Source organism: Allobosea sp. NPDC055353 (assembly GCF_053644975.1).
Genome location: NZ_JBSHMC010000004.1, coordinates 65494 through 78604 on the forward strand (window position 1 = coordinate 65494; position 13111 = coordinate 78604).

A 13111-nucleotide genomic window follows, 5' to 3' on the forward strand; every position below is an offset into this window, starting at 1 on the left:
ACGAGGCGACAACCTGATGCTGAGTTTGGCACCCAAGGTGGAGCGTCCCGCGGCCGAGGCACCTCTCGTCTCGGCCACGGATGTCCAGAAGACCTATTTCACGCGGCAGTCGCCGATCCATGCGGTCGCCTCCGCGTCGGTCGATGTGGCGAGGGGCGAATTCGTTTCGCTGCTCGGCCCATCGGGCTGCGGAAAGTCGACGCTGCTGATGATGATCGCCGGGCTGGAGCGGCCGACATCGGGCACGATCACGTTGGCGGGCGAGCCCGTCGCATCGCCGCGCCGCGACATCGGCATCATCTTCCAGGATGCGACGCTGCTGCCATGGAAGAGCACGCTGGAGAACGTGCTCTTCCCAATCCGCATCCTGAAGCTGCCGATGGAGACCTATCGCGACAGGGCCCACGGCCTGCTCAAGATGGTCGGCCTCGCCGGCTTCGAGCACAAGAAGCCGGGCGAGCTCTCGGGCGGCATGCGCCAGCGCGTCGCGATCTGCCGGGCGCTGATCCACGATCCGGAAATCCTGCTGATGGACGAGCCGTTCAGCGCGCTCGACGCCATCACCCGCGACCAGATGAATGTCGCCCTCTCGGAGATCCTCGAGACCTACCGCAAGACCGTGATCTTCGTGACCCATTCGATCCGCGAAGCCGCCTTCCTGTCCGATCGGGTGGTGGTGATGGGCGGGCGGCCCTCGACGATCATCCTGGACAAGAAGATGCCGTTCCCCCGGCCGCGTCGCTTCGAGATCGAGGAAACGCAGGAATTCGCCCAGGTCTGCCGGGAGCTGCGCCTGACCATCGAAGCCGCGCATGGGCACGGGCAGGATGGCCATGCGCAGGATGCGCCCAGGCCCGCTTCGAGCCCCGCCGCCGTCAGCGTCATCGAGTGAGGTCCAGCATGGCAAAGCTCACCATCGGCACCGAGACCGGCGCCGTCCTTCCGGCGTCCGATACCGGCCGCTTCCGGGGTTCCGCCGGCCTGAGCAGCATCGTCCTGCCGCTCGGCCTGGCCTTTTTCGTGCTGGCGGCCTGGCAGCTCTACGTCACGATCTTCCAGGTCCCCTCGGTCATCCTGCCGTCGCCGATCTCGATCGCGCGCTACATCGTTGCCCGCTACGACATCCTGCTGATGCATGCGGTGCCGACCACACTGGAATCCGCTGTCGGCTTTCTGCTCGCGGTCCTGCTCGGCGTCGCGATCGCTGTCCTCATCACCTATTCGGACATGGCGCGCGAGGCGCTTTACCCGAACCTGATCTTCTTCCAGCTCATCCCGAAGATCGCGTTGGCCCCGCTCTTCATCATCTGGCTCGGGGTCGGCTCGCAATCGCGCATCGCGTTCTCGATATTCATCGCCTTCTTCCCGATGGTCATCGCGACCACCGCCGGCTTCCTGAGCGTCGACCGCGGCATTCTGAGGCTGTGCCGCTCGCTGACGGCCACGGAATGGCAGATCTTTACCAGCGTGCGCTTTCCGGCCGCGCTGCCCCATATCTTCAGCGGCATGAAGATCGCAATCACGCTGGCGATCATCGGCGTGATCATCGGTGAGTTCATCACGGCGCAGGCCGGGCTCGGCTATCTCATCATCTTCGCGACGGCCCGCGCCGATACCGAGGTGTCGATGGCGGCCATCGTGGTGCTTTGCATCTGCGGCCTGCTCCTCTATGGGCTTGTGGCGCTCGCGGAGATGGTCGCGAACAGATTTTACTCGGCAGACAGCCGGTGAGGCGCTGACCTGATGGCGCGAATGAACGGATCGATGACGCCAGACGAGCCTGAATCGCTTTCGGCCGGAGTGGTCACCCGTCTCGAGGAGGAAATCCTCAAGGGAATCCGCAGGCCGGGCGACAAACTGGACGAGCGCCAGCTCGCCGAGCAGTTCGGCATGTCGCGCACGCCCGTGCGCGAGGCGTTGCAGCGCCTCGCCGCCAGCGGCCTCGTGGTATCGCGCGGCCGTCAGGGATTGCAGGTCGCGCAGATGTCGCTCGCCGATCTCCTGGATGCGTTCGGGGTGGTCGCCGAGCTGGAGGCCTTCGCCTCCTCCCAGGCCGCGCGCCGCATCCAGCCGGAGCAGCGGGCGCTTCTGCAGGCGGCGCACCGCACCTGTGCCGAAGCCGCCGCGGCCGAGGATGCGGAAGCCTTCTACGCGGCCAATCTCGTTTTCCACGAGCTGATCGCCGCCGCCAGCCACAACCGCATCCTGCAGGACGAGTTGCGGCGATTGACGCTGAAGATCTCACCCTATCGCCGCACCATCACCTACCAGCCGGGGCGGATGTACTCCTCCATCCCCGAGCACGAGCGCGTGATGGATGCCATCCTGCGGGGCGACGGCGTCCAGGCTGCGCAGATGATGCGCTCGCATGTGACCCTGCTGGGCGAGGGACTGTCGGACCTGCTGCATTTCCTGCGCGCCTCCGGCGGGCACGGGCTGCTGGCGGAGATGTCCTGAGCCAGCGCTTCCGTTCGCCGCGCAGGCCGATTTCAGCGTCTCCGAAACGCCGGGCCGCCGAACATCGCATCCCCGGCTCCGCCCTCGACGATCTGCGGCAGCAGCGCTTTCCAGGCCGCGATCATATCGGCGAAATAGCCGGGGTCCTGGCGCAGCACGGTCTGCACGCCCATGCCGCGCACCAGGCAGACCGTCAGGTTGAGGATGATGCGAGCCTCGCGGGCCGTGCGCTTCTCCGGATTGCAGAACTCCACCCAGGTCGAATCGAGCGCCTCATGGAAGCGCTTGACGACGGGAACCATCCGTTCGCGCAGATCGGCATCGTTGCGCGCCTCGGTGATCATCTCCAGCGAGAGATAGAAGAAGCGGCCGGAGAACAGCTCCCAGAGAAAGCCGACGAAGCCTTCGAGCGACAATTCGCCGTTCTGGACACGCCGGGCGACGGCGCGGATCTCCGCGGTGCCGTCGTCGAGCAATCGCTCCATCGCCGCCAGGATGATGTCAGCGCGAGCCGGGAAATGGTAGAGCAGCGCCCCGCGGGACACTTGCGCCCGCTCGGCGATCTCCTGCGTCGTCGCCGCGTGGTAGCCGACATCGTGGATCACATCGAGCGTCGCCCCGATCAGTCGTTCATAAGTCGCGACGCTGCGCGCCTGCTGCTGGCGCTCGGAACGCGAAGCCTGCTTCATCTCTGCCGCCACCTGTCCGCTCCCCTCTGTGCTGCCTCACCCGGCCGGCGCATCGATCCCATAAAAAACAATCTTGCCTGATTTTTTCAAGAGAATACCGTGCCCGGATCGCGACACGAATGCGCGCAGGGAGGGAAGAAGCCATGACGGACGACTATCAGAACAGAAGCTACGGCGAGATTCCGGTCGGCTTCGGCAAGAAGCCCGGCATCGTCGTCGTCGATTTCCAGACAGGCTTCACCGATGCCCAATATCCGCTCGGCGGAGCCCCGCTCGTCATGCGCGCCGTGGAAAACACCGCCAGACTGCTGGAGGTGGCGCGCCGCTACAACGTGCCGGTCGCGAACTGCAACACGGCCTATATGAACGAGCGCGAGATGCCCTACTGGAAGATCACCGCCGTGCGCGAGACCTTCCGGCACGACCATCCGAGCGCCGCCTTCGACCCGCGCATCCACGATCCCGCCTACGATCTCACGGTCTGCAAGAAAGCACCCTCGATCTTCTTCAACACCGGGGTGAGCGACTACTTCAACAAGGAGCGCGTCGACACGGTGATCGTGACCGGCTGCAACACCTCGGGCTGCATCCGCGCCACCTCGATCGACAGCTTCAGCTATCGCTACCGGACCATCGTTCCCGAGGATTGCGTCGGCGATATCGAGGAGCAGCCGCATCGCGACAATCTTCGCGATCTCGGCCGCCGCTATGTCGACATCTCCGATCTCAAGACCGTGCTGGCCTATCTGGAAGACTGGCACAAGCAGAACGCCGCCTGAAACCGGTCGGCACGGTCTCTGCCTGCCGGCTCAAGCTGATCGGCGGGCCACAGGGCGGGCTTCAGCGCATCGCGCTCTGCGACTGAAGCGCCGAGGCCAGCACCCGCACGACATGCACGGCCTCGCGCTGCGCGCCGTCATGGATCTGGTGGCGGCAGCTCGTGCCGTCGGCCACCACGAGATCGTCGGCGCCGGCCTTGCGCACCGCCGGCAGGAGCGAGAGCTCGCCCATCGCCAGCGAGACGTCGATCGTCGCCGCGCCATAGCCGAAGGCGCCGGACATGCCGCAGCAGCTCGACTCGATCGGGCGCACATCGAGGCCCGGCACGGCCCGCAGCGTCTTCTCGACCGCCCCCATCGCGTCGAACGCCTTCTGGTGGCAGTGTCCGTGCAGATGCGCGATGCGTCCGCCCTGATCGCCGAGCGGGAGCGTCGTCTTGCCCGCCGCCATGTCGGCCGCCAGCAATTCCTCGATCAGCAGCGCGGCCTTCGCCAGCGGCGCGACTTCGGCCTTGGGCAGGAGAGCCGCGAACTCGTCGCGAAAACTCATCAGGCAGGAGGGTTCGAGCCCGACGATGCGTGCGCCCTTCGCAACGAAGGGCGCGAGCGCATCGAGCGTCCGCCTTGCCTCGGCCCGGGCTTCCTCGACCAGCCCGGCCGAGAGGAAGGTGCGCCCGCAGCAGAGCGGCCGCCCGCCACCGGCGGCTTCGACGCGATGCAGGCGGTAGCCGCCGGCCTTGAGCACGCGCTCGGCCGCCTCCAGGTTCTCGCGCTCGAAATAGCGGTTGAAGGTGTCGCCGAAGAGCACGATGTCGCGGCCATCGCCCTGAACCGCCGCGGCATCCGCTGCGGCAACCGCCTCGCGCCAGGGCTTGCGCCAGACCGGGAGCGAGCGCCGCGCCGAGAAGCCGAGCCAGCGTTCGCTCAGCTTCGCCAGGAGCGGGATGCGGTCGCGCAGGTTCATCAAGGGCGCGAGCGCGGCAGCGACAGGCGCATAGCGCGGCAGGAAGGCGATCAGGCGCTCCTTCAGCGGCAGGCCGTGCTTCGCGTGGTAGTGATGCAGGAACTCGACCTTCATCCGGGACATGTCGACGCCGGTCGGGCAGTCGCGCTTGCAGCCCTTGCAGGACACGCAGAGATCGAGCGTCTCCTTCATCTCCGGCGCGGTGAAGGCATCCGGGCCGAGCTGGCCGGAGATCGCGAGCCGGAGCGTGTTGGCCCGGCCGCGGGTGACATGCTGTTCATCCTGCGTCGCGCGCCAGGACGGGCACATCGTCCCGCCGGTCATCTTCCGGCAGGTGCCGTTGTTGTTGCACATCTCGACCGCACCGCCGAGCCCGCCCCAGTCGGACCAGTCGAGCGCCGTTTGTGCGGGGACCGGCGTGGCATAGCCCGGCGCGAAGCGCATCAGGCTGCGGTCATCCATATGATAGGGCCGGACGATCTTGCCGGGGTTCAGCCTGTTGTCGGGATCGAACCCGTCCTTGACCGCCTCGAAGGCGCGTGTCAGCGGCGCCCCGAACATCGGCTCGACGAAATCCGAGCGCGAGATGCCGTCGCCATGCTCGCCCGAGAACGAGCCCTTGAAGCGGCGGACGAGCTCGCAGGCCTCCTCGGCGATGCCGCGCATCGCCTTGACGCCCGTTTCCGTCTTCATGTTCAGGATCGGCCGCACATGCAGGCAGCCGACCGAGGCATGGGCATACCAGGTGCCGCGCGTGCCGTGCTTCTCGAACAGGGCCGTCACCGCATCGGTGTAATCGGCGAGGTGCTCGAGGGGTACCGCGCAATCCTCGATGAAGGAGACCGGTTTCCCGTCGCCCTTCATCGACATCATGATGTTGAGGCAGGCTTCGCGCACGTCCCAGACCGGCTTCTGCCGGGCCGGCTCGACCACCTCCACCACCGCATCGGGGAAGCCGAAATCGGCCATGCACTGGTCGAGCCGCTTCAGGTCCCGCTTGAGATCGGCGAGATCGTCGCCGGCGAACTCGACCAGCAGCAGGCAGTTCGGCTGGCCCCTGGTGATGTCGGCGAGCGTGCGGACGAAGAGCGGGATGTCGGCGCCGAGCACCAGCACATTGTTGTCGACGAGCTCGACCGCGACCGGCCCGAGCGCGACGATATGCTGCGTCGTCTCCATCGCGGCGCGGAAATTCGGGAAATGGCAGACGCCCATGACGCGGTGCTGCGGCAGGGCTGAGAGCTTGAGCGTCGCCTCCGTGGTGATGGCGAGCGTGCCTTCCGAGCCCACGAGCAGATGCGACAGGTTCGGCTGCGGTGCGATCAGCTCGTCGAGATTATAGCCGCCGACCCGCCGCTGCACCTTCGGGAAGATCGCCTCGATCGCCTCGCGATGCTCTCCGGCCAGCGCCAGCATCCCCGTCATCAGGTCGCGCGCCCGCGGCGAAGCGTTGTCGCGCACGGCGCCCTCGCCCAGCGCGAATGGCTCGCCGTCATGGAACAGCGCCTTGAGCGCGACCACGTTGTCGACCATCTTGCCGTAGCGCAGCGAGCGCGCACCCGACGAGTTGTTGCCGGTCATGCCGCCGATCGTGCAGCGGCTCGCCGTCGAGGGCTCCACCGGGAAGAACAGGCCGTCCTTCTTCACATGCGCGTTGAGCCGTTCCAGGACGATGCCGGGCGCGACCGAGATCGTGCGTGCCGCCGGGTCGTAGTCCCTGATGTCGCGAAAATGCCGGCTCATGTCGAGGATCAGCGCATCACCGATCGGCTGGCCGTTCTGCGAGGTGCCGCCGCCGCGCGCGATCACCGGCACACCGTGCTCGGCCGCGATCGTCAGCGCCGCCGCGATATCGGCCTCGCTCTTCGGAAAGGCCACGCCCTGCGGCACGATCTGGTAGATCGAGGCATCGGTGGCGTAACGCCCGCGGGTGAAGGCGTCGAAGCGGACCTCCCCTTCCAGCGCCTGCGACAGTTTACGTTCGAAGCCGAGATTGCGGCTATGCGGGCGCGACAGCGCGGCCTGCGTCATCGTGTGGCCTCGGCGGTCTCAGGGTCGGTCCGGCCGCGGCCGCGCAGTGCGGCGATGGCATCGCTGGCCGGACCCCAGCAGAGCAGCAGCAAGGCGAGGATGACGAGCGTCGTGACCAGCCCGTTCGCCCAGAAGATGCCGAGCGAGCCACCCGAGCCGAGCAGTGCCTGGCGGAAGGCGTCCTCGGCGCGATCCCCCAGCACCAGTGCCAGGATCATCGGGGCGAGCGGATAGTCGAGCTTCTTGAAGAGATAGCCGACGACGCCGAAGATCAGCATCAGCCAGATGTCGAAGATCGAGTTCGAGATCGTGTAGGCACCGATGGCACAGACGATCAGGATCACCGGCGCGACGAAGGAAAACGGAATCCGCATGATCGCGGCGAAGAGCGGCACCGTGGCGAGCACGATGACGAGTCCGGCGATATTGCCGAGATACATCGAGGCGATCAGGCCCCAGACGAAGTCCTTCTGCTCGACGAACAGCATCGGCCCGGGCTGCAACCCCCAGACCAGCAGGCCCCCGAGCAGGACGGCAGCCGTCGCCGAGCCGGGAATGCCGAGCGCCAGCATTGGCAGCAGCGCGCTGGTACCGGCGGCATGCGCGGCGGTCTCGGGGGCGAGCACGCCCTCGATCTCGCCCTTGCCGAAATTCTTGCCGCGCTTCGAGAAGCGCTTGGCCAGGCCATAGCCCATGAAGGAGGCCGCGATAGCGCCGCCCGGAGTCACGCCCATCCACATGCCGACGACCGCGGAGCGCAGCAGCGTCGCCCAGTAGCGTGGCAGGCCAGCCCAGGTCCGCAGCACCACCATCAGGTCGATCTTGGCCTGCTTGCCCTTGAACACCAGCCCGTCCTCGACCGTCAGCAGGATCTCGCTGACGCCGAACAGGCCGATCACGACGATCAGGAAGTCGAAGCCACGCATCAGTTCGGTCGAGCCGAAGGTCATGCGCAGGTCGCCCGAGATCGAATCGAGGCCGACCGCCGCCAGCAGGAAGCCGATGCAGAGCGAGGCGATGATCTTGGCGCGGTTCTCCCGGCCCATGCCGATGAACGAGCAGAAGGTCAGAAGGAAGACCGCGAAGAACTCGGCCGGGCCGAATCTCAGCGCGAACTGGGCCACCAGCGGCGCGACGAAGGTGATCAGCACCACGCCGGAAAGCGCCCCGATGAACGAGGCGGTGAAGGCTGCCGTCAGCGCTTCCGCCGCTTTGCCCTGCACCGCCATCGGGTAGCCGTCGAAGGTGGTCGCGACCGACCAGGCCTCGCCGGGGATGTTGAACAGGATCGAGGTGATCGCCCCACCGAACAGAGCGCCCCAGTAGATCGACGACAAGAGGATGATCGCCGAGGTCGGGTCCATGCCGAAGGTCAGCGGCAAGAGGATCGCCACGCCGTTCGGTCCACCGAGGCCAGGCAGCACCCCGACGATGATGCCGAGGATGACGCCGACCGCCATGAAACCGATATTGTGCCAGGAGAGCGCGACCTGGAAGCCGGCGATGAGCGAGGAGAAATCGTCCATCGGTGACCCTTCAATAGCCGAGCATGGCTTCCAGCGGACCCTTTGGCAGGGGCACGCGGAACTGCAGTTCGAAAATCCAGAAGCAGGCGATCGGTACGATGAGCGCCGTCAGCCCGATCGACCACCAGCGCGACGTCCCGACCACCGCCATGAAGGCGACGATGAAGACAGCCGAGGCGACATAGATTCCAAGCGGCTGGATCAGTGCCACGAACAGAACGAGCGGTCCCAGCACCCTGACGACCTGGCGCAGTTGCTCATAGGTGACAAAGACCGCATCCGGCCGGCGGAAGGACTGCCAGAGGATGAAGAGCGAGGCGGCAAGAAAGATCCAGCCGACGCGGGCCGGGAAGAAGCCGTTCTGCGGGCCGCCATCCCAGCCGGCGCCACGGCCATGCGAGTCGTAGAGCACGATGCCGGCGAGGCCGATCAGCAGCAGCGCCGTGGCGATTTCGACCGGCCGACGCGAGATGCCGGGTTCCCGGGGTTCAGCTTCAACTGGCTGCGTCATTCACCGTTCCTCGCGCGTCATCCCGGACAAGCCGCCCTCGGGTCCGACCTTCGGTCGGCCCAGGGACAGGCTTAGCGGCGCCGATCCGGGATCCATTCCTGAACATTCCGGAATGGATCCCGGGTCTCCCTTTGCTCGCCCGGGATGACGAGGCACCCCGGCAACGGTCACCCGTTCACTTCGCCATGAAGCCGGCTTCGGTCATCAGCTTCTCGTGCTTCGCCTCGTCCGCCTTCAGGAAGGAAACGAAGGCTTCACCGTCGCGATAGTCCGCCGCCAGCGCATTGCGGGCGAGATACTCTTTCCACTCCGATGTCTCGGAGACCTTCTTGAACAGGTCGACATAGAAGGCTTGCTGCTCCTTGCTGACCTTGCCGGGCATGAACATGCCGCGCAGCATCTGGTAGCTGACATTCAGCCCCTGCGAGGCGCAGGTCGGGATATCCGCCCAGGACTGTCCGTCCGCGACCTTCTCGGTGTAGGTCATCTTCTGCTCGGCGAAGACGCAGAGCGGCCGCGTGGCGCCGCCGCGCCAGTTGGCGAGATCCTCGGCCGGGTTGTTGGTGGTGGCCTCGACATGCCCGCCCGACAACTGCGTCGAGGCCTGGCCGCCGGAGGTGTAGGGGATGTAGGCGAACTTGGTGCCGCCCTGCTTCTCCATGGCGAAGACGAGAAGGTTGTCCTCACGCTTGGAGGAGGTCCCGCCGATCTTCATCGCTGGATTGGCGCTCTTGGCCGCCGCCATCAGGTCGCCGGCGTTCTTGTAGGGCGCTTTGGCGTTGACCCAGAGCAGGAAGGAATCCTGCGCCAGCATGGCGACCGGAGTGTAATCGGTCCAGTTCAGCGCAAGCTTGGTCGCCATCGGCGTCATGAAGATACCGCTCGAGGTGGTGATCAGCTTGTGGGGATCGCCGGCCGATTTCTGGATGTCGAGCATGCCCTCGGCACCGCCGGCCGCCGGCTTGTTGACGACGATGATCGGCTGCTTGGTGAACTGCTGCTTCTGGATGATGCCCTGGATCGTGCGCGCCATCTGGTCGGAGGCGCCGCCTGCCGAGAACGGCACGACGATCTCGATCGGTTTCGTCGGCTCCCAGGCGGCGGCTGGCGCGATGGCACCGAGCGACAGGGTAGCGGCGAGCCAATGCTGCTTCATGGTCTTTCTCTCCCTTCATCGCGCTCTGACGGCGCCATGGGAGCGACCCTAGACCAAAAAATTTTGCATTCAATCTAAAAGATCAAACCTGTCGAATTGAGGACGAAACACCCCGCCTTGCCCTCGGCCTTGCGATCGCAGGCCCATCAAATCGGAGACAGCCTGCGCTCAGACCGAAGGCTGGGCCGCCTTCAGCTTGTTCCTGAGATGCAGAAACAGGATGTCGCTCAACTCGCTGCCCGCGCGCCGACGCAGCGCGTCCAGGATCGCCTCATGCTCGCGCATCGCCTCGCTCAGCCTGTCGCGGTCCTTCGCCAGGTTGGCGGCATAACGGACGCGCCGGATGCGGCCGGCCAAGCCCGCATAGGTCGATGCCAGCAGCGTGTTGCCCGCAGCCGCCACGATCATCTGGTGGATGGCCTGGTTGCAGCGGAAATAGCCGTGCACGTCCCGGCGCAGGTAGAAATGGTACATTTCATGGTGAACCCGCTCGATCTCGGCGATTTCAGCATCGGTTATGCGCTCGCAGGCCAGGCGCCCGGCCAGGGATTCCAGGCCGCCCATGACATCGAAAAGCTCGCGCAGATCAGCCGCGCTCAGCTCGCGCACGCGCGCGCCGCGATTGGGAAGCAGCTCGATCAACCCTTCCGCAGCAAGAACCTTCAGCGCCTCGCGCAGCGGCGTCCGCGAAATGCTGAAGCGCTCGCACAGCGCGCGCTCGGGGATGCGCACACCATCCTCCAGATGCCCCTCGACGATGAAATCGCGCAGCGCCGCCAGCAACTCGCCGTGAAGCGTCCCCGACGACCTGGCAGCCTCCACAGCCTCGCGACTCCGCCCCTCATGTGCATTCATGCTTATCTCGCTCATGGCCTCCAGCTAAGCTCGCTTACATCGACTGTCGAGCCCCGCCCCTCGCCCATCTGAATTACATGATAAGCTTGATCTTACAAAAAATGAATGCAAAATGAGATCAAGCAGCGGCGCAACATCCGCTGAAGGGAGGATACAACGTCATGCAGGGTCGTCATTTCCTACATATTCCCGGCCCGAGCCCGATCCCTGACCGCATCCTGCGCGCGATCGCGATGCCGATCATCGACCACCGCAGCGCCGAGTTCGGTGCGCTCGGCAAGGAGGTCCTCGAAGGCTCCAAGGCCGTCTTCAAGACCAGCCAGCCGGTCGTGATCTACCCCTCCTCCGGCACCGGCGCCTGGGAAGCCGCGATCACCAACACGCTCTCCCCCGGCGATACCGTGCTGATGGCCGAGACCGGGCATTTCGCCACGCTTTGGAAGCAGATCGCCACGCGCTTCGGCATCGAGGTCGACTTCATACCCGGCGATTGGCGCCATGGCGCCGATCCCGCCGCGATCGAGGCCAGGCTCGCCGAGGACAAGGCCCATAAGATCAAGGCGGTGATGGTCGTCCATAACGAGACCTCGACCGGCGCAACCAGTCGTGTCGCCGAAATCCGCAAGGCCATCGACGCCGCCGGCCACCCCGCCCTGTTCATGGTCGACACGATCTCCTCGCTCGCCTCGGTCGATTACCGACACGACGAATGGCAGGTCGACGTCACCGTCTCCGGCTCGCAGAAGGGTCTGATGCTGCCGCCCGGCCTGGGCTTCAACGCCGTCTCCGAAAAGGCGCTCGCGGCATCGAAGACCAACAAGCTGCCACGTTCCTACTGGGACTGGCAGGAGATGGTGAAGATCAACGCCAGCGGATTCTTCCCCTACACGCCCGCGACGAACCTGCTCTACGGCCTCAAGGAAGCGCTCGCGATGCTGCAGGAGGAAGGGCTCGCCAACGTCTTCACCCGCCACCAGCGCCTTGCCGCGGCCTGCCGCGCCGCCGTCAAGGCATGGGGGCTCGAAGTGCTCTGCCAGAACCCGGACGAATATTCGCCGGTCCTGACCGCCGTGCTGATGCCACCCAGCCATGACGCCGACCGCTTCCGCAAGATCGCGCTGGAGAAATACAACATCTCGCTCGGCTCCGGCCTCGGCAAGGTCGCCGGCAAGGTCTTCCGCATCGGCCATCTCGGCGAATGCAACGAACTCAGCCTGCTCGGCGCGCTGTCGGGCGTCGAGCTTGGCCTCTCGGCCGCCGGCGTGCCGCATCGCAGCGGCGGCGTCGCCGCGGCGATGGCGAGCTTCGAAGGGCAGGACAAGGCCAACGAAACAGCGGTCGCGGCCGTCGCCTAGAGGCTGCTGATTTTATACGAAACCACGCCGTCATCCCGGGCTTGCTTGTCCGGGATGACGGCCCGCTTCCGGGACAATCAAGCAAGCACTGGGCCATCGCGCGTCCTGTCGGACGGCCCGACCCTACGGCGCTTTCAACCCGAAGACGGCCTCGGCGGTCTCCCCGGCCGTCAGGGCCGCTTCCCATTTCGCCTCCAGCACCAGCCGCGCTTCGGCATCGGCGATGCGGGCGCGGATCGTTGCCGGCGTCAGCGCGACCAGCCCGTCGTCGTCGCCGATCAGGAGGTCTCCAGGCGAGACGATCGCGCCGCCGATCGTCACCGGCCGGTTGATCTCGCCGCGCTCGGCCGAGGACGGGCCGCGTGGCGTCACCGAACGCGCGAAGACCGAGAAATCGGTCCAGCTCGCGAGCATTCCGACATCACGGATCGCCCCGTCGCAGACGATGCCGACAGCGCCCTTGCGGCGGATATGCCCGCCCAGGATTTCCCCGATCATCGCACTTTCGCCATGTCCTGCCGCGGCGATGACGAGGACGTCGCCGGGGCCGATGATGTCCATCGCTCGCACGACCGAGCCGAAATCCGGCGCCTCGCAGAACGCGGTCACCGCGCGCCCGAACAGGCGCGGCTGCTGACCGGGCGGCATCAGGGGACGGATGGCAGGATCGATCTGATTGAGATTGCGGCCGAGATCGACAGCGACCGCGACGGGTATCGCCCGCCAGCGCTCGATCTCGGCCTGTGTCAGGTCGCTTTTCGGAACGGGGTGGATGGTCACGGGCATGA

Annotated in this window: 12 protein-coding genes; 5 read left to right on the forward strand and 7 right to left on the reverse strand. The window is 66.0% G+C overall.

Annotated features, from left to right (window positions below; all coding sequences use genetic code 11):
- Positions 1 to 16 precede the first annotated feature (16 nt).
- The 3 genes from ACWIEX_RS23395 to ACWIEX_RS23405 are packed head-to-tail and all read left to right on the forward strand — an operon-like array spanning position 17 to position 2457.
- Positions 17 to 892: an ABC transporter ATP-binding protein gene (locus tag ACWIEX_RS23395; protein WP_454035320.1), complete on the forward strand. Its 876-nt coding sequence runs from the start codon at positions 17 to 19 to the stop codon at positions 890 to 892.
- 8 nt (positions 893 to 900) lie between these two features.
- On the forward strand, positions 901 to 1731 hold the full coding sequence (locus tag ACWIEX_RS23400; protein WP_454035321.1) for an ABC transporter permease: 831 nt from the start codon (positions 901 to 903) through the stop codon (positions 1729 to 1731).
- Between the two features lie 33 nt (positions 1732 to 1764).
- A complete protein-coding gene (locus ACWIEX_RS23405; RefSeq protein ID WP_454035322.1) occupies positions 1765 to 2457 on the forward strand; it encodes a GntR family transcriptional regulator in 693 nt (230 codons plus the stop codon).
- Between the two features lie 32 nt (positions 2458 to 2489).
- Here ACWIEX_RS23405 and ACWIEX_RS23410 read toward each other — a convergent pair whose 3' ends face one another.
- Positions 2490 to 3146, reverse strand: a complete 657-nt coding sequence (locus tag ACWIEX_RS23410) for a TetR/AcrR family transcriptional regulator (RefSeq protein WP_454035323.1) — start codon at positions 3144 to 3146, stop codon at positions 2490 to 2492.
- A gap of 143 nt (positions 3147 to 3289) precedes the next feature.
- On the opposite strand from ACWIEX_RS23410, the gene ACWIEX_RS23415 reads away from it, so the two are divergent.
- Positions 3290 to 3925, forward strand: coding sequence for an isochorismatase family protein (locus ACWIEX_RS23415; RefSeq protein ID WP_454035324.1), 636 nt, complete (start codon positions 3290 to 3292; stop codon positions 3923 to 3925).
- Positions 3926 to 3986: 61 nt separating this feature from the next.
- On the opposite strand, the gene ACWIEX_RS23420 is transcribed toward ACWIEX_RS23415, so the two are convergent.
- The 5 genes from ACWIEX_RS23420 to ACWIEX_RS23440 form a co-directional block, all read right to left on the reverse strand.
- Positions 3987 to 6920: an FAD-binding and (Fe-S)-binding domain-containing protein gene (locus ACWIEX_RS23420; RefSeq protein ID WP_454035325.1), complete on the reverse strand. Its 2934-nt coding sequence runs from the start codon at positions 6918 to 6920 to the stop codon at positions 3987 to 3989.
- Positions 6917 to 8446, reverse strand: a complete 1530-nt coding sequence (locus ACWIEX_RS23425; protein ID WP_454035326.1) for a tripartite tricarboxylate transporter permease — start codon at positions 8444 to 8446, stop codon at positions 6917 to 6919. Before ACWIEX_RS23425 ends, ACWIEX_RS23420 begins: the two co-directional genes overlap by 4 nt.
- Positions 8447 to 8456: 10 nt before the next feature.
- On the reverse strand, positions 8457 to 8957 hold the full coding sequence (locus ACWIEX_RS23430; RefSeq protein WP_454035327.1) for a tripartite tricarboxylate transporter TctB family protein: 501 nt from the start codon (positions 8955 to 8957) through the stop codon (positions 8457 to 8459).
- Between the two features lie 175 nt (positions 8958 to 9132).
- A complete protein-coding gene (locus tag ACWIEX_RS23435; RefSeq protein WP_454035328.1) occupies positions 9133 to 10113 on the reverse strand; it encodes a Bug family tripartite tricarboxylate transporter substrate binding protein in 981 nt (326 codons plus the stop codon).
- A gap of 168 nt (positions 10114 to 10281) precedes the next feature.
- Positions 10282 to 10968: a GntR family transcriptional regulator gene (locus ACWIEX_RS23440; protein WP_454035329.1), complete on the reverse strand. Its 687-nt coding sequence runs from the start codon at positions 10966 to 10968 to the stop codon at positions 10282 to 10284.
- A 161-nt stretch (positions 10969 to 11129) separates the two neighbouring features.
- Between ACWIEX_RS23440 and ACWIEX_RS23445 the strand changes: the two genes are divergently transcribed.
- Positions 11130 to 12323, forward strand: coding sequence for a pyridoxal-phosphate-dependent aminotransferase family protein (locus tag ACWIEX_RS23445; protein ID WP_454035330.1), 1194 nt, complete (start codon positions 11130 to 11132; stop codon positions 12321 to 12323).
- A gap of 123 nt (positions 12324 to 12446) precedes the next feature.
- Here the strand turns inward: ACWIEX_RS23445 and ACWIEX_RS23450 are convergent, their stop codons facing one another.
- Positions 12447 to 13109: an RraA family protein gene (locus ACWIEX_RS23450; protein WP_454035331.1), complete on the reverse strand. Its 663-nt coding sequence runs from the start codon at positions 13107 to 13109 to the stop codon at positions 12447 to 12449.
- Positions 13110 to 13111: the final 2 nt, after the last annotated feature.